Origin of the sequence: Rhodococcus sp. NPDC056960, assembly GCF_042674125.1 — a bacterium.
Classification (GTDB): domain Bacteria; phylum Actinomycetota; class Actinomycetes; order Mycobacteriales; family Mycobacteriaceae; genus Rhodococcus_F.
The window spans coordinates 25,803-47,769 of the sequence record NZ_JBHURF010000008.1 but is presented as its reverse complement, the minus strand read 5'-3'; the positions used below and the strand labels follow the sequence as shown (position 1 = coordinate 47,769).

The 21,967-nt window shown below is 68.6% G+C and carries 20 protein-coding genes; 15 read left to right on the top strand and 5 right to left on the bottom strand.

Annotated features, from left to right (window positions below):
* Positions 1-181: 181 nt before the first annotated feature.
* Complete coding sequence (locus tag ACFTWF_RS14255; RefSeq protein ID WP_378461858.1) at positions 182-604, top strand: DUF998 domain-containing protein; 423 nt, start codon at positions 182-184, stop codon at positions 602-604.
* Here the strand turns inward: ACFTWF_RS14255 and ACFTWF_RS14250 are convergent.
* Entirely contained in the window at positions 591-2,069 is a 1,479-nt protein-coding gene (locus ACFTWF_RS14250; RefSeq protein WP_378461857.1) for an alpha/beta fold hydrolase, read from the bottom strand. The two genes, ACFTWF_RS14255 and ACFTWF_RS14250, sit on opposite strands and share 14 nt — an antisense overlap.
* A gap of 144 nt (positions 2,070-2,213) precedes the next feature.
* Between ACFTWF_RS14250 and ACFTWF_RS14245 the strand changes: the two genes are divergently transcribed.
* The 3 genes from ACFTWF_RS14245 (at position 2,214) to ACFTWF_RS14235 (ending at position 4,775) form a co-directional block, all read left to right on the top strand.
* The gene (locus ACFTWF_RS14245) at positions 2,214-2,843 is read left to right on the top strand and encodes a TetR/AcrR family transcriptional regulator (RefSeq protein ID WP_378461856.1); all 630 of its coding nucleotides are present in this window, start codon (positions 2,214-2,216) and stop codon (positions 2,841-2,843) included.
* A 22-nt stretch (positions 2,844-2,865) separates the two neighbouring features.
* Positions 2,866-4,287, top strand: coding sequence for an adenylosuccinate lyase (gene purB / locus ACFTWF_RS14240; protein WP_378461855.1), 1,422 nt, complete (start codon positions 2,866-2,868; stop codon positions 4,285-4,287).
* A gap of 74 nt (positions 4,288-4,361) precedes the next feature.
* Positions 4,362-4,775, top strand: a complete 414-nt coding sequence (locus ACFTWF_RS14235; RefSeq protein WP_378461854.1) for an HIT family protein — start codon at positions 4,362-4,364, stop codon at positions 4,773-4,775.
* Positions 4,776-4,808: 33 nt separating this feature from the next.
* Here ACFTWF_RS14235 and ACFTWF_RS14230 read toward each other — a convergent pair whose 3' ends face one another.
* Positions 4,809-5,558: an NRDE family protein gene (locus tag ACFTWF_RS14230; RefSeq protein ID WP_378461853.1), complete on the bottom strand. Its 750-nt coding sequence runs from the start codon at positions 5,556-5,558 to the stop codon at positions 4,809-4,811.
* A gap of 98 nt (positions 5,559-5,656) precedes the next feature.
* Between ACFTWF_RS14230 and ACFTWF_RS14225 the strand changes: the two genes are divergently transcribed.
* The 3 genes from ACFTWF_RS14225 to ACFTWF_RS14215 are packed head-to-tail and all read left to right on the top strand — an operon-like array spanning position 5,657 to position 7,759.
* Positions 5,657-6,151: a MarR family transcriptional regulator gene (locus ACFTWF_RS14225; RefSeq protein WP_378461852.1), complete on the top strand. Its 495-nt coding sequence runs from the start codon at positions 5,657-5,659 to the stop codon at positions 6,149-6,151.
* Positions 6,148-6,993 (top strand): ABC transporter ATP-binding protein, encoded by an 846-nt coding sequence (locus ACFTWF_RS14220; protein ID WP_378461851.1) that lies wholly within the window; start codon positions 6,148-6,150, stop codon positions 6,991-6,993. The genes ACFTWF_RS14225 and ACFTWF_RS14220 overlap by 4 nt, the downstream gene beginning before the upstream one ends.
* On the top strand, positions 6,953-7,759 hold the full coding sequence (locus tag ACFTWF_RS14215; RefSeq protein WP_378461850.1) for an ABC transporter permease: 807 nt from the start codon (positions 6,953-6,955) through the stop codon (positions 7,757-7,759). Before ACFTWF_RS14220 ends, ACFTWF_RS14215 begins: the two co-directional genes overlap by 41 nt.
* A 7-nt stretch (positions 7,760-7,766) precedes the next feature.
* Here the strand turns inward: ACFTWF_RS14215 and ACFTWF_RS14210 are convergent, their stop codons facing one another.
* From ACFTWF_RS14210 to ACFTWF_RS14200, 3 genes are read right to left on the bottom strand one after another with little or no spacing between them, the layout of a single operon-like run.
* The gene (locus ACFTWF_RS14210) at positions 7,767-9,419 is read right to left on the bottom strand and encodes a (2,3-dihydroxybenzoyl)adenylate synthase (RefSeq protein ID WP_378461849.1); all 1,653 of its coding nucleotides are present in this window, start codon (positions 9,417-9,419) and stop codon (positions 7,767-7,769) included.
* 35 nt (positions 9,420-9,454) lie between these two features.
* Complete coding sequence (locus ACFTWF_RS14205; protein WP_378461848.1) at positions 9,455-10,225, bottom strand: SDR family oxidoreductase; 771 nt, start codon at positions 10,223-10,225, stop codon at positions 9,455-9,457.
* Positions 10,222-11,364 (bottom strand): isochorismate synthase MenF, encoded by a 1,143-nt coding sequence (locus ACFTWF_RS14200; RefSeq protein ID WP_378461847.1) that lies wholly within the window; start codon positions 11,362-11,364, stop codon positions 10,222-10,224. Before ACFTWF_RS14200 ends, ACFTWF_RS14205 begins: the two co-directional genes overlap by 4 nt.
* 259 nt (positions 11,365-11,623) lie before the next feature.
* Between ACFTWF_RS14200 and ACFTWF_RS14195 the strand changes: the two genes are divergently transcribed.
* The 8 genes from ACFTWF_RS14195 to mimD all read left to right on the top strand — a co-directional run bounded on the left by ACFTWF_RS14195 (position 11,624) and on the right by mimD (position 21,906).
* The gene (locus ACFTWF_RS14195; protein ID WP_378461846.1) at positions 11,624-12,574 is read left to right on the top strand and encodes an Lrp/AsnC family transcriptional regulator; all 951 of its coding nucleotides are present in this window, start codon (positions 11,624-11,626) and stop codon (positions 12,572-12,574) included.
* A 415-nt stretch (positions 12,575-12,989) separates the two neighbouring features.
* Complete coding sequence (locus ACFTWF_RS14190) at positions 12,990-14,462, top strand: sodium:solute symporter (protein ID WP_378462096.1); 1,473 nt, start codon at positions 12,990-12,992, stop codon at positions 14,460-14,462.
* Entirely contained in the window at positions 14,459-15,886 is a 1,428-nt protein-coding gene (locus tag ACFTWF_RS14185) for an amidase family protein (protein ID WP_378461845.1), read from the top strand. The genes ACFTWF_RS14190 and ACFTWF_RS14185 overlap by 4 nt, the downstream gene beginning before the upstream one ends.
* A 134-nt stretch (positions 15,887-16,020) precedes the next feature.
* Positions 16,021-17,367, top strand: a complete 1,347-nt coding sequence (locus ACFTWF_RS14180; RefSeq protein ID WP_378461844.1) for a diacylglycerol/lipid kinase family protein — start codon at positions 16,021-16,023, stop codon at positions 17,365-17,367.
* A 272-nt stretch (positions 17,368-17,639) separates the two neighbouring features.
* Positions 17,640-19,271 (top strand): methane monooxygenase, encoded by a 1,632-nt coding sequence (locus ACFTWF_RS14175; RefSeq protein WP_378461843.1) that lies wholly within the window; start codon positions 17,640-17,642, stop codon positions 19,269-19,271.
* Between the two features lie 85 nt (positions 19,272-19,356).
* The gene (locus ACFTWF_RS14170; RefSeq protein WP_378461842.1) at positions 19,357-20,400 is read left to right on the top strand and encodes an FAD-binding oxidoreductase; all 1,044 of its coding nucleotides are present in this window, start codon (positions 19,357-19,359) and stop codon (positions 20,398-20,400) included.
* A gap of 52 nt (positions 20,401-20,452) precedes the next feature.
* Complete coding sequence (locus ACFTWF_RS14165) at positions 20,453-21,568, top strand: aromatic/alkene monooxygenase hydroxylase subunit beta (protein ID WP_378461841.1); 1,116 nt, start codon at positions 20,453-20,455, stop codon at positions 21,566-21,568.
* Positions 21,565-21,906 (top strand): propane 2-monooxygenase effector subunit MimD, encoded by a 342-nt coding sequence (gene mimD / locus ACFTWF_RS14160; RefSeq protein WP_185725653.1) that lies wholly within the window; start codon positions 21,565-21,567, stop codon positions 21,904-21,906. Before ACFTWF_RS14165 ends, mimD begins: the two co-directional genes overlap by 4 nt.
* The last annotated feature ends 61 nt before the right edge of the window (positions 21,907-21,967 follow it).

The window sequence follows — 21,967 nt, the reverse complement described above, 5'->3', positions numbered from 1 at the left end:
AGTACTACCCATGATTCACCCACACCGGATGGGTGATTTCTCCGATGCCGGGACGGTGCCGTCGCTCTAGCGTCGACATCATGGTCACCACGTCAGTTCTCGTGTCGCGCCCCGGCTTCCAACGGCAGGCGGCCACGGCGGGCGCGGCGGGTCCGCTGTTGTTCACCGCGGGATCGCTGCGATGCGGTTCGGCTGGGCAGGACCAGGTCTGCTCGGCGCCGCGGCGGTGGGACTGGTTCTCGTCGCCGTGTTCCCATTGCGGGAGGACGAGGGCGGGAACGCCTACGACCCCGGCAACCATGTGGTCGCGGGTGTCATGTTCTTCTCCTGCAGCGCCCTGGCCCTGGTGGGCCTGTCGCGCCGGTTCGCCGCCGATCCGCGCTGGCGCGGCCTGGCGCGGTACGTCGGGGTCGCCGGGGTGATCGGTCTGGGCTGTTTCGTGCTGCTCGGCCGGTTCGCGATGCCCGGCGGCGCACCGCTGCACGAGGTCGCCGGGCTCCTCCAGCTGCTCACCCTCCTCGCCGTGACGTTCCCGGCGATGGTGACGATGGCCCGGCGGCTTCGTCGCCTCGCCGGCCGACCGGTGGCCGTCAGCCGGTCGTGAAGACCGGCATTCGCACCTGCTCGAGGCAACTCGTGTCGTAGTCGCCGCCCGGATTCTCGAGGAAGCCGGTGACGACGGTCGGGGCGCACGGCGAGGACTGCAGCACGTCGTGCCCGAGCCCGGGGAACACGAGAACGTCGGACCGCGACAGCGTCTCGGCCGCGGCGTGCGCCTTCGACGGCGGGGTGACGGCGTCGAGCGACCCGGAGAGCAGGAGGACCGGCACGTCGCTGGTGGTCGTGTCGTGCACTCCGGCGTCGGTCGCGGGCACGTCCCAGACCTCGCACGCGTCGAAGATGCGGGCCGCCTGCGGTACCAGCGACAGCACCGAGTCCGGGAACTGCGGCAGCGCGACCTTCGCGTCGGCCCGGACCTGCTCGCGGTCGGTGAACGCGGTGTCCTCCCCGCAGAACACCCCGTAGCTGAGGCCGTACCCGATGAGGCCCGGCGGTGTCACCGTGCCGAGCAGTGCGGTGGCGGCCGGGACGCCGTCACCGCCGGCGATCGCGTGGATGAGCGCGGGCAGTCCGGCGAACGTCCCCGCCGCCAGACTCATCTGAACCACCAGATTCGCGAGCGTGTACCCGTCGATGACGACCCGGCCGCCGGGAAGTTCGACGGTCGTCGGCGCGGCGGCAAGGCGGTTCACCGTCGTGGAGAATTCGTCGGCGAGCCCGGGGTAGGCGCCGGCGCATCCGGGTTGTGCGGCGCACGCGTCGAACAGCGCGCGGTATCCCTCGGCGGCGTTCGGCCAGAATTCCCCGATAATGTTGCTCTGCGTCGGCACGACCGAATCCAGGACGACGCTGCGGACGCCGTCCGGGTGGTCGCGCAGCACTGTCAGCGCGAGGTCGCTGCCGTACGAGACTCCGTAGACGTTCCACTCGTCGATGCCGAGCGCCACCCGCAGGTCCGCCACGTCGGCGGCGTTCTCCGCGGTGTCGTAGGCGCCGAGGTCCGCGCCCCCGCCGGCCAGGCGGTTCCGGCAGGTCTGCGTGGCCTGCACATCGAGCGACGCCGTCGTGGGGTCGAGCGGACTCCGGTGCGTCTGAGCCGCCTGGAACTCGTCGATCTCGGGGCACGACAGGTACGGGTCGGCGTGCATCGTGCCGCGCTGGGCGAGGAACAGGACGTCGCGGTCGCGGTTGAGTCCGAGATCGGCGAGTTGCGCCGCGCTGGCGAGAGCGGGCCCGCCGGGCCCGCCCGTGAGATAGACGAGCGGGTCGGGCCGCGGGGTGGGCGAAGTCGCGGGCAGTCGTGCGACGGCGAGCCCGATCTGCCGTCCGTCCGGGTGCGACCGGTCTTCCGGCACGGTGAGGGTGCCGCACGTGAATTCGGGGCCGAGGTCCAGTTGCGGGAAGGCGGGCACGTTCGGCGACGGGCACGCAGCGGCGGTGAAGGTGGGCGCCGGATGGGGTGCGGGGTTGTCCTCGGACCCGCACGCGGACGCCAGAACGACCGGCATCAGAGCCGCACATCCCAGAGCCAGCATCCGCACCGACACCCGCACCGATCCGACGCTACGCGGGTGGGTTCCGGCGTCCACATACTTCGCGGTCTGTCGTCCAATTTGCCCTGGTTCGGGGCCCTCGGCTGGCAGGATGAATTGGTGTCATCAGCGGCAACTCCGAAGGGCGAACGGCGCCGACAGGCGCTGGTCGAGGCTGCCGCCGATCTGTTGCTCGAGGGCGGATTCGACGCCGTCCGGCACCGCTCGGTGGCCACCCGCGCCGACCTTCCGCTGGCGTCGACCACCTACTACTTCGAGTCGCTGGACGACCTGATCGCGAAGGCCGTCGAATGTAACGGCGAACGCGACCTGGCTGTCATGCGCAGTCGCGTCGACGACGTCACGCACCGCCGGCGCGGCCGCGAATCCACCGTCGACCTCCTCCTCGACCTGCTCGTCGGACCGGCCCTCATCAGCGAAGACTGCCGCGAACGGCTGATCTCCCGGTACGAGCGGTTCACCGCGTGTGCGCGTCGTCCGGAACTGCGGGAGGTCCAGTTGCGGCTGCGCGCGCAACTCGACGACGTCCTCACCGAGGCCCTGCGACGCTCCGACCGCGACGTCCGGCAGGAACAACTCCGACGGCTCGTCGCCGTCGTCGACGGGGCCGTCGTGACCGCGCTGGGCGAGCACGACCCCGACTTGCGGGCACTCGCGCGGGCCATGCTGCTCGACGTTGTCGACGTGGTCGCGCCCGCCCTCGACCGGCCGGACCACGTTCAGCTCTAGCCCGGCCGTAAACTGAGGACTCGTGAGCCGCATCCCGAACGTCCTTGCCAACCGCTACGCCAGCCCCGAACTCGTCGAGTTGTGGTCGCCCGAGCACAAGATCGTCCTCGAGCGTCAGCTGTGGCTCGCCGTGCTGCGTGCCCAGGCGGAACTCGGGATCGACGTGCCGGCCGAGGCGCTCGCCGACTACGAGCGGGTGCTGGAGCAGGTCGACCTCGACTCCATCGCCGACCGTGAGCGCGTCACCCGTCACGACGTGAAGGCGCGCATCGAGGAGTTCAACGCCCTCGCCGGACACGAGCAGGTGCACAAGGGGCTCACCAGCCGCGACCTCACCGAGAACGTCGAGCAGCTGCAGATCCTGCGGTCGCTCGAACACGTGCACGCGCACGGTGTCGCCGTCGCGGCCCGGCTGGCCGAGCGCGCCGCCGAGTACAGCAGCCTCGTCATGGCCGGCCGGTCGCACAACGTCGCGGCGCAGGCCACCACGCTGGGCAAGCGGTTCGCGTCCGCCGCCGACGAACTCCTCGTCGCGCTCACCCGGCTCCGCGAGCTGATCGACCGCTACCCGCTGCGCGGTATCAAGGGCCCGATGGGCACCGCACAGGACATGCTCGACCTCCTCGACGGCGACGCGTCCAAGCTCGAGGCGCTCGAGCAGAAGGTCGCCGAGCACCTCGGGTTCGCCCACGTGTTCACGAGCGTCGGCCAGGTCTACCCGCGGTCCCTCGACCACGACGTGCTGTCCGCGCTGGTGCAGGTGGCCGCCGGGCCGTCGTCGTTCGCGCACACCATCCGGCTGATGGCAGGCCACGAGCTCGTCACCGAGGGCTTCCAGCCCGGCCAGGTCGGATCGTCCGCGATGCCGCACAAGATGAACACCCGCTCCTGCGAGCGCGTCAACGGACTGCAGGTCGTGCTGCGCGGTTACGCGTCCATGGCCGCCGAGCTGGCGGGCGCGCAGTGGAACGAGGGTGACGTGTTCTGCTCGGTGGTGCGCCGCGTCGCACTGCCGGACGCGTTCTTCGCGATCGACGGACTGATCGAGACGTTCCTGACGGTGCTCGCCGAATTCGGCGCCTACCCCGCCGTCATCGAGAAGGAACTCACCCGGTACCTGCCGTTCCTCGCCACCACCAAGGTCCTGATGGCCCTGGTGCGCGCGGGAGTGGGCCGGGAGACCGCGCACGAGGTGATCAAGGAACACGCCGTCGCCGTCGCACTCGCCATGCGCGAGCAGGGCAAGGAACCCGACCTCCTCGACCGCCTCGCCGCCGACGACCGGCTGCCCCTCGACCGCGCCGCGCTCGACGAGGCCCTCGCCGACAAGAAGGCGTTCATCGGTGCCGCCGAGTCGCAGGTCGCGACGGTCGTGGCGCAGGTGCAGAAGCTCGTCGACGCCCACCCCGAGGCGGCTGCGTACCAGCCGTCCCCGATCCTGTAGGCGGCTTCGCCGCCCGTGCGCCTTTCTGGTAGCGGGGACTACCACAAAGGCGCACAAGCACCGGAGGTGCCCGCGTGAACTGTATTTTCTGCGAGATCGTCTCGGGCCGGTCCGAGGCGAGTGTCGTGTACGAGGACGACGTCGTGGTGGCCTTCCTGGACATCCGGCCGTGGACGTCCGGGCACCTACTGGTGGTCCCGAGGCGGCACGCGACCGGGCTCGCGGACCTCGACCCCGGGGACGGGGCGGCGGTGTTCGCGGCCGGACAGCGGATCGCGACCGCGCTGCGGCGCGGGCCGATGCGGGCGCAGGGTGTCAACCTGTTCCTGGCCGACGGGATCGCCGCCGGGCAGGAGGTGTTTCACGTGCACCTGCACGTGGTTCCCCGCACTGCGGGTGACGGTTTCGGGTTGCGCGGAATGCCGAAGTCGCCGAGCCGGATCGCGCTCGATCAGGCGGCGGGCGTCATCCGATCCTCCCTCGCCTGACGTGAGTGGCAAAGCGTGCGGGAGCACACTTTGTCACTCACCTGGGGGGAGGGGGCCGTTCTCGTCGAACCGTCGTTCGGTGATGTCGAAGGTCCCGTCCGACCGGACCCGCAGCAGGGTCGACGCCCGCGTCCCGTAGTCGCGGTAGTGGATGAACCGGGACGAGAGGGCGCGTTCGAGTTCGGGTTCGATGCCCGTGTCGGGCAGCGAGTCCCACGGTGCCGGGTCGGTGTCGGCGAGGACGTCGAAATACGCCTCCGGGTCGGCGTCGGGGCTGCCGTCGTCGGCGGCGAGCGCGGCGGCGAACGCCTGTGTGCCGCCGGTGACCTTCGGCCACGGGGTGTCGAGTTCGGCGTTGGACAGTCCGTGGACGCCCGGCTGCACCCGCTGCCTGCGACCGTGGGGCCGGTTGGTGGTCCACCACAATTCCTCGGTGTCGCCGGCGAGCAGGTTGAAGCTGCCGTAGTCGGCGCCGTTCGCGGCCACCTGCTCGGCGTAGTCGGCGGGTGAGAGCCGGCCGCGGAGGAAGTCGACGGGCAGTATCCCGCGGGACCGGGCGCCGGTGGAAGGGGTGCCGTTGCGGACGTTGGTGACGGCGGCGAATCGCAGGGTGGCGGTGACGCCCATCCACGTTCCGCCGGCGAGGACATCGCGGCCCGCGACGAAGTCGTCTCCCCACCACTGCAGAGGCTCGGTGGGGCGGGCGTAGAACTCGTCCCGGTTGGCCGCGACGACGAGGGGGAGATCGGGGCGGGTATGCCAGGCGAACAGGACCAGGCACATACAGACGTCTCCTCGTCACCCTCGGCTGTCCGAACACGGTTGCACGCCCGAGCGTAGCCGCCCTCGTAATACCTCTGAAACAGAGCTATATTGTTCTCATGGCACCGAACGAGGCACCCGACCACCTGGCGCCTGCCGAACAGCTCTTCGCCGCAATAGGACTCCTGCGCAGGCACACCCGCCGACGCGTCGGCCGCCCGTGGCCGGAGACACCGCTGACGGGATCGCAGGTGGAGTTGGTGCGCCTGCTCCGCCGCAGGCCCGGCACGTCGGTCGCGGAAGCCGCAGCGGCCCTGGGCCTCGCCGCGAACACGGTGTCCACGCTCGTCCGGCAACTCGCCGACGCCGGTCTGATCGAACGGGTGCGGGACGAGTCGGACCGTCGCGTCGCCCGCCTCGCACTCACCGACGAGGCGCGTGCGCAGGTCGAGCGCTGGCGCGACCGTCGCAACGTGCAGATCGCCGCCGCATTCGACGCCCTGAGCGCCGAGGACCGGGAGGCCATCGAATCCGCCATTCCCGCCATCACCCGCCTCGCCGGAGCGCTGCACCCGGACCGAGCCGTGGAGAGCGATCAGGAGGTCGTCAGATGATGTTTCGCAGGGACCGCACCGCCGCCCGACAGCGGCCGTCCCCCGACGCGCTGGAACTGCTCCACGTGACGTACCGGTTCGGGGACTACACCGCGGTGAACGACCTGAGCCTCGTGATCGAGGCGGGGGAGTGCTTCGGCCTGCTCGGTCCCAACGGGGCGGGCAAGACCACGACGATCCGGCTGCTCAACACCCTTCTCCCGCTGCAGGACGGCGACGTGAGCGTCTTCGGGTGCGACGTGCGCACTCAGGCCATGGCCGTCCGGCGACTGCTCGGATATGTGCCGCAACAGTTGTCGATCGAGGGCGCGCTCACCGCGCGGGAGAACGTGTCCTGGTTCGCCCGCCTCTACGACGTGCCGCGGTCCGAGCGCCGTAACCGGGTGGACGAGGTGCTGGAGATGGTGGATCTCACCGACGTCGCCGACCGGGTGGCGTCGAGTTTCTCGGGCGGCATGGTCCGGCGCCTCGAACTCGCGCAGGCGCTGGTCAACCGGCCGTCGCTGCTGGTGCTCGACGAACCGACGGTCGGGCTCGATCCGGTCGCGCGGGACTCGGTGTGGACGCGGGTCACGGAAATGCAGAAGCAGTACGGGATGACGGTGCTGCTCACCACCCACTACATGGAAGAGGCCGAGACACTGTGTGATCGGGTCGCGCTGATGCACCGCGGCGAACTGCGGACCGTGGGTTCACCGGCGGGGCTCGTCGCGGAATTGGGGCCCGGCGCGACGCTCGACGACGTCTTCCGCCATTTCACCGGTGACAGTCTCACCGCCGACGAGAAGGGAGGGCTCCGGGATGTCCGTAGCGCCCGCCGCACCGCCCGCCGTATGGGTTGAATCGCCGCTCCGGTTGTTGTCGCGGATCGCCACGTTCTGTCTGGTCGAATTGCAGAAACTGCGCCACGACCGTTCCGAGTTGGTGACCCGTGCGATCCAGCCGATTCTGTGGCTGGTCATCTTCGGGGAGACGTTCAGTCGCATCCGCGCGATCCCGACCGGCGACGTCCCCTACCTGGACTACCTGGCACCGGGCATCATCGCCCAGTCGGCCCTGTTCGTCGCGATCTTCTACGGCATCCAGATCATCTGGGAACGGGACGCCGGGGTGTTGACCAAACTGCTCGTGACCCCCACTCCGCGTGCGGCTCTCGTGACGGGCAAGGCCTTCGCCGCCGGTGTCCGCGCGGTGGCCCAGGCCGTGGTCGTCGTGGTGGTGGCGGCACTCCTCGGGGTCGGGATGACGTGGAATCCGGTGCGCCTGCTGGGCGTGGTCGTGGTGGTGGTGCTGGGGGCCGCGTTCTTCTCGTGCCTGTCCGTGGCCATCGCGGGAATCGTGCTCAAGCGCGACCGGCTGATGGGGATCGGTCAGGCGATCACGATGCCGCTGTTCTTCGCGTCGAACGCGTTGTATCCGGTGGAACTCATGCCCGGGTGGGTCCAGGCGATCAGCCGGGTGAACCCCCTGAGCTACGAGGTGTCCGCGCTCAGGGGGCTGCTGATCGGCCAGCCCACCAACTACTGGCTGGACTTCGGGGTGCTCGTCGCGGCCGCGGTGCTCGGGATCGCCGTCGCGTCCGCGCTGCTGGGGCGACTGTCCCGATGACCGGGGGTCACGACGTCACGAAGGTCTTCTCCAGTGCCCGGCGCAGTTCGGACTTGCTGATCTTGCCGACACCGGTGACCGGGAACTCGTCGACGAACACCACCTTGTCGGGCACCTTGTAGTCGGCGAGTCCGCGGCCGCGGACGAACTTCTTGAGTTCGACCGCCTTCGGCTGCTCGCCCGCGACCACGACGAACGCGCAACTCCGCTCGCCCAGATACGGGTCGGGCATCGACACCACCGCGACGTCGGCGACGGCGGGGTGCGCGAGCAGAAGGTTCTCGACCTCCTCGGCGGCCACTTTCTCGCCGCCGCGGTTGATCTGGTCCTTGGCGCGGCCCTCGACCACCAGGTATCCGTCGTCCGTGAGGCGGACGATGTCGCCGGTGCGGTAGAAGCCGTCCTCGGTGAACGCCGTCGAATTATGTTCCGGGGCGCGGTAATACCCGCGGATGGTGTACGGACCGCGGGTGAGCAGGTGACCGGACGCGCCGGCCGGGGCGGGTTCGTCGTGGTCGTCGACCACCCGCACCTCGTCGTCGGGGCTGATCGGTCGCCCCTGGGTGGTGACGATGGTGTCTTCGGGGTCGTCGAGCCGGGTGTAGTTGACCAGGCCCTCCGCCATCCCGAACACCTGCTGCAGCGTGCATCCAAGTTCGGGACGCACCCGCTTGGCGGCCTCGGCGCTGAACTTGGCGCCGCCCACCTGCAGCACCTCCAGGCTGGAGATGTCCCGTTCCGTGCGGCCTGCGGCGGCAAGCCACGCCAACGCGAGCGGCGGTACCAGCGACGCGATCGTGACGCCCTCCCGCTCGATGAGCGCGAACGCGGTGTCGGGGCTCGGATCCGGCGCGAGCACCACACGACCACCGGCGTGCAGGACGCCGAGGATGCCCGGGGAGCTCATCGGAAAGTTGTGCGCCGCAGGGAGAACGACGAGCATCCGGGTGGTCTCGTCGACGCCGCAGATGCGGTCGGACTCCCGGACGGAGTACAGGTAGTCGGAGTGGGTGCGCGGGATCAGCTTCGACACGCCGGTGGTCCCGCCCGACAGCTGCAGGAACGCCACGGATTCCGGACCGACCGCCGGCCCGGCCGACAGCGGTTCCGCCGACCGCAGTTCGTCGAGGGACGTGAACTCCTGCGCATCGCCGGCAACGATGATCCGCGGCGGATTCTCGGCCGACGACACCACGTCGCGGGCGAGCGTGCGGTAGTCGAATCCGGCGTGCGTATCGGTGATCACGTACGCCGCGGCATCAGCGAAGCGGCAGAAGTAGGAGATCTCCTGGGCGCGGTGCGCGGGCAGCGCGAACACCGGGAGTGCCCCGAGCCGGAACACCGCGAAGATCACCTCGACGTACTCGACGATGTTCGGCAGTTGCACCACCACCCGGTCGCCGGGCCGCACCCCCGACGACTGCAGCCCGGCGGCGACCCGGTCGGCGCGGTCCGACAGTTCCCGGTAGGTGATTGCGCGATCGACCCCGGACGCGTCCGGTCCGGTCACGGCGATCGCGTCCCCGAATTGCTCGGCGCGGGCGGGCAGGAACTGCTGGAACGTCTCGTCCGTCCAGTACCCGGCGTCGCGGTAGCGCGCAGCGAGGTCGGCGGGATAGCCGGTGGTGGTCTCCAGGGGAGCGCGAACGCTCGTGGTCATCGAAAGTCCTTTCACGGGCTGGCTGTTCGGGTCCGTCAGGCTCGGAGGGTGGCGCCGCCGTCGACGTAGAGGGCCTGCATGGTGATGTGACGCGCCCGATCGGACAGGAGGAATTCGACGGCGTCCGCGATGTCGGCGGCGTCCGCGATGCGGCCCAGCGGGATACCCACCTTGAACGAGCCCAGGTCTCCGTCGATCGCTCCGCGTGCCCCGGCGTAGTCATCCGGGTCCGACCACAGCGAACGCTGCATCGCGGTGTCCGTCGAGCCGGGGGCGACGATGTTGGCGCGGATCCCGTATTCGGCCAGTTCGAGGCCGAGTACCCGGACGATCATCGACACGGCGGCCTTCGACGCGCCGTACGCACCCATTCCGGTGCGGGGGACGCCCGCGGCGTTGGAACCGACCACCACGATGGAACCGGCTGCGCGCTCCCGCATCCCGGTGCCGACCGCCCGCAGCACGTTGACGAGTCCGGTGACGTTGACGTCGAACACGCGCTGCCAGCTCGCGGGGTCGGCGTCGAGCACCGAGCCGGTCTCGAGGACGCCCGCCACGTGGGCGAGTGCGGTCACGGGGCCATGCTCGTCCTCGATCCGGCGGACGGTGCCGGTCACGGCGTCGGTGTCGCGGATGTCGGTGACGGCGGTGCCGAGAGGCGGGGTGCCGAGCAGGGCGGCGGTGGCGGCGAGCCCGTCGGCGTCGCGGTCGAGCAGCACGAGGCGGTGACCGGACCGCGACAGGGTGACGGCCGTGGCCCGGCCGATGCCCTGGGCCGCCCCGACCACCAGTGTCGTGCCGCTCATCGGGGGAGTCCCAGTGCGGCGAGGACGGTGCCCAGTTTGGTTGTGGTCTCGGCGAGTTCGTCGTCCGGTTCGGATGCGGCGACGATGCCGCCCCCGGCGTAGGCGGTGACGGTGGTGCCGTCGGCATCGATCTGCGCGCACCGGATGGTGACCATCCATTCGCCGTCACCGTCGGCGTCGGTCCAGCCCACGGCACCGGCGTAGAAGCCGCGGTCGCCCTCGAGTTCGCCGATCAGCGCCCGCGCGGCGTCGGTCGGGGTGCCGCAGACGGCCGGGGTCGGGTGCACCGCGACGGCGAGGTCCAGTGCGGTCACCGAGCGGTCCCGCAACCGTCCCGACACGGGTGTGCCGAGGTGCCACAGTTGCGGAGTGCTGGTGAGGGTGGGCCGGTCCGGGATGACGAGTTCGGTACAGAACGGTTCGAGGCCCGCCCGCAGCGCGTCGACGACGAGCGCGTGCTCGCGCAGATTTTTCTCCGACGAGGCGAGGTTCTCCGCGGTCAGCCTGTCGATCTCGGGGTCGGCGTTCCGGGGAGCGGAGCCGGCCAGGGGATGGCAGGTCACTTGATCGCCGCGCCGGCGGATGAGTACCTCGGGACTCGAGCCGACGAGGTGCCGTCTCGACCAGCCGGTGCCCGCGGCGCTCAGGTCGACGCTGAAGCCGTTGCCGCCGGGGTCGTTGTCCACGAGCCGGGCGAGGAGGGCGTGCGGATGCAGCGGTTCGTCGGTGTGCAGGACCACCGATCGGGCGAGCACCACTTTGTGCAGTGCGGCCTCGGGCTCCCGCAACACGGAAATCGCCGCGGCGACCCGGGCGACGTGCTCGTCCTCCGGGGGAATCGACGCGCCGGCGCGCACATTCGGGAGGGTATGCGGACGTGGGGTCCAGCTTCCCGGGTGACGGCGCAACGCCCGGGGTGCGATCAGCGCGGCGGGATGGGACGGGTCGAACGCGAGCGCTCCGGCCACCGAGGTCACGGCGCCGCTCTTCAGGGCCGCGGCGGCGTCGCGGGCGGAGTCGAATCCGGTGCGGATGCCGTCGGCGATCACGGTGCCGTGCGGGCGGGAGAGAACGAACGGCGCGCCTGGCGGAAGGTCCGCCGGAGTCTCGGCGGACTCGGCAACGGCCGTCGATTCCATGTGTGATCACCTCTCGATTGCGGACGACTGCGGCCCGTGTCGCGATGCGGACCGTTCCGCTCGACCATATACGGTTAGCCTAACCTTTGGTGGTTCGCCGTCCGCGTCCCCGACCGTGACCGGGGCGTATTACCGTGCAGTCCAGCGGTTTCGGCGCGCGACACGCGGGTGTGACCCGGCCCGCGACCGGCTCTGGATTCGCCGTCACCGACTCGAATACCATTCCATGCACACATGGCACGGAGGGCAGGGGTCTGCAATGACCGAACGCAGGTTCTCGCTCGATCAGCGGATCGTCGCTGCCCTCCAGGTCGACGGGCGGTGCTCCTGGAGTCGCATCGCCCAGGCGCTCGGCGAACCCGAACGGAACGTCACCCGGCACGGCATCGCGCTCCTCGAGTCCGGCCGCGTGGCCGTCACCGCCGTCGCGAACAGCGGCGGCACCGCGATCGTCCGACTCCAGTGCTCGCCGGGCACGGTGCGGGTGGCGGCGAGCGCCCTCGCCCAGCGCAGCGACTGCATCTTCGTGTACGTCCTCACCGGCACCGCCGACTGCGTCGCCGAGATCCACGTGTCCCGGGACCGTCTCCCGAAACTCGTCATGGACGAACTGCCCGCGACGATGGGCGTGGTCCGGAGTTGGACGGATCCCGTCCTGCGGTACTTCCGCACGGTCCGGGAATGGGAGGCCGGGGTGCTGACCCCGGCCGAGAAGCAAGCGATCGGCGGGGTGGCGCCCCCGGCGTCGTTCCTCACCGACCTCGAGCGCGGCACCCGGGACCCGGTCGACCGGACGATCATCCGCGAATTGATGCAGAACGGCCGGGTGGGCACGACGGCGCTCGCCCGGACCGCGGGCGTGTCGGAGGCGACGGCCCGGCGCCGCGTCCAGGCGTTGCTCACCGAGGGTGCGATCAGCCTCCGCGTCGTCGTCGATCCGGCCCTGTTCGGGCTGCGCGCCGAGGCGATGCTGTTCATCAAGACCCAGCGCAATCGGATCGAACCGCTGGTCCGGGGGATGCTCGAAATGCCGTACGTGCGGTACGCGGCCGGCACGGCGGGCGAATATCAGGTGGTCGCCAACATTGCCGCGCCCGACGAATCGGTGCTTTACGACTACATCACCACGGCGCCGTGGGTGGCCGACGCGATGGCCCTGGAAACCAACATGGTGGTGCAGGCGGTCAAGCGCAGCGGCAGGACAATGTGACGGAATTCGACATCGGACGGCCTCTCGGACGCACCTGATTGCGATCTCCGACAGGCCGGTGGCCGATTTCGCCGAAACTCGCTCAGCTGTTGAGTGCTGTGATCCACACCACGCATGCTTCCTCTACTCCCTGGATGGAAGAAGGAACAGCATGCAACGAGAAGCCATTCTCGGGGCGATCGAGGATTCGCCGCAGCGGCGTTGGCTGCTGCTCGTCCCGGTCGTTCCGGTACTCGCACTCGTCACCGCCGTGTGGTTGCCGTTTGTGAACACCGCCGACCTGTGGCTCGGGATGCCCCGCCTGCTCGTGTGGTGCTCGGCGTGGGTCCTGCTCCTGTTGCCCGCGCTGGCGACGGTGGAATTCGGCCTCGTCCGGCCGTACGAGGACGGTCTCCGCTTCGAGGAAGCGACTCCGATGACGAACTCGGCTCTGTGGATCACCCTGGCCGGCATGATCGGTCTCGCCGTGATCGCCGTCGGCGGACGCCGGAAACGCGCTCAGAGCCTGAGCGAGTGGACGGTCGGCAAGCGGAACTTCGGTGTGGTCACCAGCTTCTTCCTGCAGGCGGGTGAATCGTTCACCACGTTCACGTTCCTCGGTGTCGCCGGTATCGCGTTCACCGCGGGCATCGGCGCCACCTACGCCATTCCGTACATCCCGCTCGGCTATGTGGCCCTGTATTTCATCGGTCCGCGGATCTGGAAGCTCAGCAAGGACCGTGGCTACATCACCCAGGCCGATTTCTTCGCCGATCGCTACCGCAGCCCGCTGCTGGGTCGTCTCGTCGCCCTGTGCGGAATCATCTTCCTGCTGCCGTATCTGCAGTTGCAGATCACCGGTCTCGGCCTCATCGTCCGCCTCGTCACGGGCAGCGCGAGTTCGGGCACGCTCAGCATGATCGTCGCGACCGTCCTGGTCGTCGGGTTCGTGCTGTGGGCCGGTATCCACGGCCTCGCGCGCACCGCCTACGTCAAGGACGTCCTGATCCTGCTCGCCGTCGTGGTGCTGTCCATCGTGATCCCGCTGCACTTCGCGGGCGGCATCGGCGACGTGTTCGGCCAGATCGCGCAGACGCACAGCGAGATGCTGACCGTGAATCCCGGCAACTACGACAGGGTCTGGTGGACCACCAGCCTGCTGATCTCCGCGATCGGCTGCGGGTTCCTCACCACCCCGCACCTCTGGCCGCCGCTGCTCGCCGCGAAGAACGGCCGAGTCATCCGCTCCAACAACACTTTTCTGCCGATGTACCAGGTGGTGATGATCCTCCCGATCATGCTGGGCTTCGTCGGGATCCTGGCACTGAACCGGAGCACCAGCAGCAACGCCGTCCTGCTCACGCTGGCCGGGGGAGCCCTGCCGAACTGGGCGCTCGGACTGATCGCGATCGCCGCCGCGTCCGCGGCGATGCTGCCCGCCGGCGCCATCTGCATCGGCATCTCCACGCTGGCGTCGCACAACCTGGTGAAGATTCGGAGCGAGCGCACCAAACTCCGGTTCAACCACCTCGTCGTGATCGCCGCTGCCACCATCGCACTGGTGCTCGGTCTGACGCGTCCCGATCTGCTGGCCAACCTGCTGCTGCTCACATTCGGCGGGCTCAGCCAACTCGCCCCCGGTCTGGCGCTGGCCCTCCCGAACAAACCGGTGCTGGCCAAGCAGTCCGTGTTCGCCGGACTTCTCGTCGGCATGCTCACCGTCATCGTGATGACCGTCTTCGACCTGAACCTCGCCAACATCGACGCCGGCATCTGCGGACTGGTCCTCAACCTCGCGGTGATCGCCGTGGTCGAGGCCGTCGTCCGCGCCACCGCTCCCCGCACCCCGGCCCCCGCGCCGCCGGGCGACCTGTCCGCCACCACCCCGATCCTGGAGACCTCGACATGACCATCGACCACTACTCGACCGCCCGCGAGATGCTCGCCGGACTCCGCAGCAGGGACATCTCGGCGCGGGAGTTGCTCGATCTGCACACCGACCGGATCGCGCAGGTGAATCCGACGGTCAATGCGCTCGTCAGCCTCGACCTGGACCGCGCGCACGCCACCGCGGCCGCCGCGGACGAGCAGACCGCCGCCGGAGCCCCGGTGGGGCCGTTGCACGGACTGCCGTTCGCGTTCAAGGACACTCACGACGTCGCCGGGTTCCCCACGGTCGCCGGTTCGCCGCTGCTCGTCGACAACATGCCCGAGACCAGCGAGCTGATCGCCGAACGCGTCACCGCGGCCGGGGCCGTCACGATCGGCAAGTCCAACGTCCCCGAATTCGCGGCCGGTTCGCACACGTTCAACACGGTCTTCGGAACCACCACCAACCCGTACGACCCGACGAAGAGCGCGGGCGGGTCGAGTGGCGGCGCCGCGTCCGCGCTCGGTGCGGGCATGATCCCGCTCGCCGACGGCAGCGACATGGGCGGATCGCTGCGCAACCCGGCGTCGTTCTGCAACGTCGTCGGGCTGCGCCCCACCCCGGGACGCGTGCCGTGCTGGCCGAACAGCGCGCCGTGGGACTCGCTCGTGACGCAGGGCCCGATGGCCCGGAACGTCGACGACCTCGAACTGCTGCTGTCGGTGATCTCCGGACCCGACGCGCGCATCCGCAGCTCGCTCAGTGACGCCGCCCTCACCCCCCGCCTCGGCGTCGCCGGTCTGCAGGGTCTGCGGGTCGCGGTGTCCGCGGATCTGGGCGGCCTCTTCCCCCTGGACGCGCCGGTCCGCGAGATTCACGACCGTCAGCCGTCGATCTTCGCCGCGGCAGGAGCGGTGGTCGCCGAAGACGCGCCGTCGATTCCCGACGCCGAGTGGGTGTTCCGCACGCTGCGGGCGTGGCGGTTCAAGATCGATCTCGGAGCGCAGGCGGACGCCACCCCCGGCATGCTGAAGCCGTCCCTCCTCGACAACATCCGGCAGGCGGACCGGCTGTCCGCCGACGACGTCGCGAAAGCCATGGTGGCGCAGGCGGAGATCCAGTATCGTGCCGTCGAATTCTTCACCCGGCACGACGTTCTGGTGATGCCGGTGTCCCAGGTGCTCCCGTTCGACGCCGACCTCGAGTACCCGGCCGCCGTCGACGGACGCCGCTGCGACGACTACCTCGACTGGATGACGTCGGCGTTGACCGTGACGGTGCTGGGGTGCCCGTCGATCTCGGTCCCGGCCGGTTTCAGCGTCGACGGTCTGCCCGTCGGCGTCCAGATCGTCGCCGCCCCGGGCAACGACCTGTTCCTCCTCGACGTGGCGCGGGCCTACGAAGCGCTCAACCCCGTCGGGGTCACCCGCCCGCACCTCCTGGGCGGGGCCGCACGCGTCTAGCGCGACGTCTGCCCACCGAATCGCCGGATGCCGCCGCAATTGCGGCAGCATCCGGCGAATTCGTGTGAAACGGCCTGGCCGCGGCCGGCGGGTGGATACTGATGAGGGACGCCCGAGACGGCGAGGTGGTGGCGATGACACTCGATGAGGGGACTACCGCAGAATCTGCGGACTCCGAGAGCACGCGTCGGCGGTGGCTGGCCCGGGCCGCGTTCATGGCGGCCTTCGCCTCGATCGCCGTGCTGGTGGTGTTCGCCGGACTGCACACCCTGACGCTGCTGATCGTGGCGGTCGGTGCGGTGGTGGTGGAGGTCGCGGCGTTGTTCTGGTTCCTCACGAGCCGCGGTGTGCTTCGGTGGCTGTCGCTGGTGGTGCTGGTCCTGACTCCGATCGTCGTGCTCGGACTTCTCATCGGAGCCCAGTTGTTGTGGGTGGTGCTGCTGGCCGCGGGGCTCGCAGTGCTCGCCGTCGTCTGCGCCCGCGCCGCACTCGGCCGCGACCGCGCGGACTGGCTGATGCCCGAGCATCCGTCCGCACCACCGGAACGTCCCTTTCTGGTGATGAATCCCCACTCCGGCGGCGGGAAGGTCGGGAAGTTCGATCTGAAGAAGCGAGCCGAGGATCTCGGGGCCGAGGTGGTTCTGCTCGAAGGACCGGGGACGGTCGACGTCGAAGCGCTGGCCCGGGACGCCGTGGCACGCGGGGCCGACCTCCTCGGGGTGGCCGGCGGTGACGGCACGCAGGCTCTGGTCGCGGGCATCGCCGCCGAGCACGATCTTCCGTTCCTGGTGATCAGCGCGGGCACGCGCAATCACTTCGCGTTGGATCTCGGATTGGACCGCGACGACCCGGCCCGATGCCTCGATGCGTTGTCGGACGGGATCGAACTCCGGATCGACCTCGGGAAGGTCGGCGGGCGCACGTTCGTCAACAACGCGTCGTTCGGTGCCTACGCCGAGGTGGTGCAGAGCCCCGCCTATCGCGACGACAAGACCGGCACGATCCTGCGGATGCTCCCGGACCTGCTCGCGGGGCAGCGAGGGGGACGGCTCGTCGCACGCTTCGGGGACAGGACGATCGACGGGCCGCAGGCCGTTCTGGTGAGCAACGGGCCGTACGAGATGCAGGATCTGGCGGGTCTCGGACGCCGGCCGCGTATCGATCGGGGCACCCTCGGCGTGGTGACGATTTCGGTGAGCAGCACGCGCCAGGCCGTCGGTCTACTCCATCGTGCACGTCAGAACGGTCTGATCCAGCATTCCGCGCGTGAGGTCGTCATCGACGCCGACGTGCCCGAGATCCCCGCCGGCATCGACGGCGAGGCGCTGGTGATCCCCACCCCTGTGCGGTGCACGGTCACCCCTGGGGCGTTGCGCGTGCGGGTGCCGCGGAACCGTCCCGGCGTCCGCCCGCCGGCCCGACCGGTGGACTGGGTCCGCCTCCGCCGGTTGGCGGCCGGCACACGGTCGCACGCCGGCTAATCCTGAGGTTCGAAGCCCGGCGTGCCGTCCGCCACCTCCGCGAGGTGGCGGACGGCACGCTCGCGGGGTGACGCGCTGAACCTCTGTCCCAGTACAGGATTCACAGCGCTCGCCACCGGGATCGTGGAGAGGGGCGGGTGATCCGCCGATTCAACGAAATGTGACGCCTGTCTCACACTGAGACGGTCGAGGCCTGGATCACGGGGTTGAATTCATCGCACAACGTCCCCCGCAGCCGGCACCCGGCCGGCTCATCATCCAGGAGGCGCACTTTGAGTAGGCAAAGCCTGACCAAGGCTCACGCGAAGATCACCGAACTGTCGTGGGATCCGACGTTCGCGACCCCGGCCACCCGATTCGGGACCGACTACACCTTCGAGAAGGCTCCCAAGAAGGACCCTCTGAAGCAGATCATGCGGTCGTACTTCCCGATGGAGGAAGAGAAGGACAACCGTGTGTACGGCGCCATGGACGGTGCCATCCGCGGCAACATGTTCCGCCAGGTGCAGCAGCGGTGGCTGGAATGGCAGAAGCTGTTCCTGTCGATCATTCCGTTCCCGGAGATCTCCGCGGCACGAGCGATGCCGATGGCCATCGACGCGGTGCCCAACCCGGAAATCCACAACGGTCTCGCGGTGCAGATGATCGACGAGGTGCGTCACTCGACGATTCAGATGAACCTCAAGAAGCTGTACATGAACAACTACATCGACCCCGCCGGGTTCGACATGACCGAGAAGGCGTTCGCGAACAACTACGCGGGCACCATCGGCCGGCAGTTCGGCGAAGGGTTCATCACCGGGGACGCGATCACCTCGGCGAACATCTACCTGACCGTGGTCGCGGAGACCGCGTTCACGAACACGCTGTTCGTGGCGATGCCCGACGAAGCCGCCGCCAATGGTGACTACCTGTTGCCGACCGTCTTCCACTCGGTGCAGTCCGACGAGTCGCGGCACATCTCCAACGGCTACTCGATCCTGCTGATGGCCCTCGCCGACGAGCGGAACCGGCCGCTGCTCGAACGCGACCTGCGGTACGCCTGGTGGAACAACCACTGCGTCGTCGATGCCGCGATCGGCACCTTCATCGAGTACGGCACGAAGGACCGTCGCAAGGACCGGGAGAGCTACGCCGAGATGTGGCGTCGGTGGATCTACGACGACTACTACCGCAGCTACCTCATCCCGCTCGAGAAGTACGGCCTGACGATCCCGCACGACCTGGTCGAGGAGGCGTGGAAGCGGATCACCGAAAAGGGCTACGTCCACGAGGTGGCCCGGTTCTTCGCCACCGGCTGGCCGGTCAACTACTGGCGGATCGATGCCATGACCGACAAGGACTTCGAGTGGTTCGAGCACAAGTACCCGGGCTGGTACTCGAAGTACGGCAAGTGGTGGGAAGAGTACAACCGCCTCGCCTACCCCGGACGCAACAAGCCGATCGCGTTCGAGGAGGTCGGGTACCAGTACCCGCACCGGTGCTGGACCTGCATGGTGCCGGCCCTCATCCGTGAGGACATGGTCGTGGAGAAGGTCGACGACCAGTGGCGGACCTACTGCTCGGAGACCTGCTACTGGACCGACGCGGTCGCGTTCCGTAGCGAGTACCAGGGCCGGGAAACTCCGAACATGGGCCGGCTCACCGGGTTCCGTGAATGGGAAACCCTGCACCACGGCAAGGATCTCGCCGACATCGTGTCCGATCTCGGTTACGTCCGCGACGACGGCAAGACCCTGGTCGGGCAGCCGCACCTGGATCTGGACGACCCGAAGAAGCTGTGGACCCTCGACGACGTGCGGGGCAACACCTTCCAGAGCCCGAACGTGCTCTTGAACCAGATGTCCGACGCCGAACGCAACGCCCACGTCGCGGCCTACCGCGCAGGCGCAGTTCCGGCCTGACCCCGACCCGGTGGGTGGCGCCGTGGACAGCCGGCGCCACCCACCGTTACCAGCACAATCCTTTTCAGAGTCCAGGAGATGGCCCGTGGCCGACATGCACCGTATCAATTTCGAGCCCGTCGACATCGAGATGGAGGTCGGCGAGGACGAGTACATCCTCGACGCCGCATTCCGGCAGGGCATTCATCTGATGCACGGCTGCCGCGAGGGGCGGTGCTCGGCCTGCAAATCGTTCGTCCTGGACGGCGACATCCAGATGGAGAACTATTCGACGTTCGCGTGCAACGAAGCCGAGGTCGACGAAGGGATGGTGCTGCTCTGCCGCTCCACGGCCTACAGCGACTGCACGATCGAACTGCTCAACTTCGACGAGGACGAACTCCTCGGCGGTGTCCCCATCCAGGACGTCCGCACACGGGTGGCCGCCCTCGAGCCGATGACCAAGGACATCGTGTCACTACGACTCGAACCCGTCGAACCCGCCGCATACGAGTTCAGGCCGGGTCAATACGCCGACCTGAAGATCCCCGGTACCGAGGAGCATCGCTCGTTCTCGATGGCCACGACACAATCGACCCCCGGGCACGTCGAATTCCTCATCAAGAAGTACCCCGGCGGAAAGTTCGCCGGCCTGCTCGACGACGGCATCTCGGTCGGCGACGAGATCAATCTGACCGGCCCGTACGGGTCGTTCACCCTCAAAGACGGTCACGTCCTCCCGATCGTGTTCATCGGAGGCGGAGCGGGGATGGCCCCGATCCTCTCCCTCCTGCGGCACATGAACGGTACCGGCAACACCCGTCCGGTTCACTTCTATTACGGCGCACGCACTCCCGCCGACCTGTTCTACGTCGACGAGATCCTCGAGCTCGGAAGGAATCTGACAGACTTCACGTTCGTCGCCTGCCTCTCGGAATCGATGGACCCGCAGCCCGTGGGGGCAATCGCCGTCGAGGAAGGCAATGTCACCGACGTCGTGAGCCGTCGCGAACCGGATCTCGGCAAGACCGAGGTGTACCTGTGCGGCCCACCGCCGATGGTCGATGCGGCGCTCGCATTGCTCGAGGCCACCGACACCCCACACGACCAGATCTTCTACGACAAGTTCACCAGCCCCGCCTTCGAGTAGCCACAGCAGGAATTTCACAGCCCTCATTCACCGACAGGAACTGAGAAACGAGATGACCGCAACCACCGAGAACACCGGGACCAAGCAACGCAGCTTCCCGAAGATCGAGTTCACCGACTCCGAAGCCGGCGCGCTGGAGTTCCCCAGCTCCCGAAGCCGTACGTTCAACTACTACACGCCGGCCAAGAAGCGTTCGACGATGTACGAGGACGTGACCGTCGACGTCCAGCCCGACCCGGACCGACACCTGTCCCAGGGCTGGATCTACGGATTCGGTGACGGTCCCGGCGGCTACCCGCAGGAGTGGACGGCCGCGAAGTCGTCGAACTGGCACGCCTTCCTCGACCCGAACGAGGAGTGGGACCAGACGATCTTCCGCAACAACTCGAAGGTCGTCCACCAGGTCGAGTTGTGCCTGTCCAACGCCAAGCGGGCCCGCGTCTACGACTCCTGGAACACCCCCTGGTTGACGTTCATCTCTCGCAATCTCGGTGCCTGGATGCATGCCGAGAACGGGCTGGCCCTGCACGTGTTCACGTCGATCCAGCGGTCCTGCCCGACCAACATGATCAACACCGCCGTCGCGGTGAACGCCGCCCACAAGATGCGATTCGCTCAGGACCTGGCGCTGTTCAACCTCGACCTGTCCGAGGCCACCGAGGACTTCGACGGCGCCGCGCACCAGGAAGTGTGGCAGTCTGCGCCCGAGTGGCAGCCCACCCGGGAGGTCGTCGAGCGACTGACCGCGGTTCCGGACTGGTGTGAGCTGCTGTTCGGCTCCAACATCGTGTTCGAGCAGTTGGTGGGTTCGCTGTTCCGCAGCGAATTGGTCATGCAGATCGCGGCCGGCAACGGCGACTACATCACCCCCACCATCGTGGGCACCGGCGAACACGACTACGACCGCGACCTCGCGTACACCCGCAACCTGTTCCGGCTGCTCACCCGCGACCCCGAAGTCGGGGAGTCGAACAAGGAGCTGTTCGGCACCTGGCTCGCGACGTGGGTGCCCCGGTGCCTCGATGCGGCGCGGGCACTGCAGCCGATCTGGTCGCAGCCCGCCGACAAGGCGGTCACGTTCGCGTCCAGTCTCGACGCCGCCACGGGCAAATTCCGTTCCCTGCTCGAAGACCTCGGGCTCGACATCCCCAAGGAGTTGGACAAGTGAGCATGCAATTCGGATCGTCCACCGAGTTCTCCAACATGTGTGGCGTCACCCTGATGAACACGCCCATCGGCCGCGTCGTCGCGGAAGTGATGGGCACCAAGGACGGCGTGGAACTGACCGAGTACCCGTCGATGATCCGCGTCGACGGCCAGAAGCTGCTCGATTTCGACTACGAGGAACTCACCGACGCGCTCGGTCAGGAATTCGACGGCTCCATCTTCGAGGAGATCAGCTCCACCCATTACGGGCGGATGGTTCACCTCGACGAGAAGACTCTGCTGTTCGCCAGCCCCGAGGACGCCGCCGAATACATCGGATTCGACCTCACCGCGCAGTAACTCACAGCTGTCCGGGGCCAACGGTGGCCCCGGACAGCCCCCAGCCCACCGTAACCAGGAC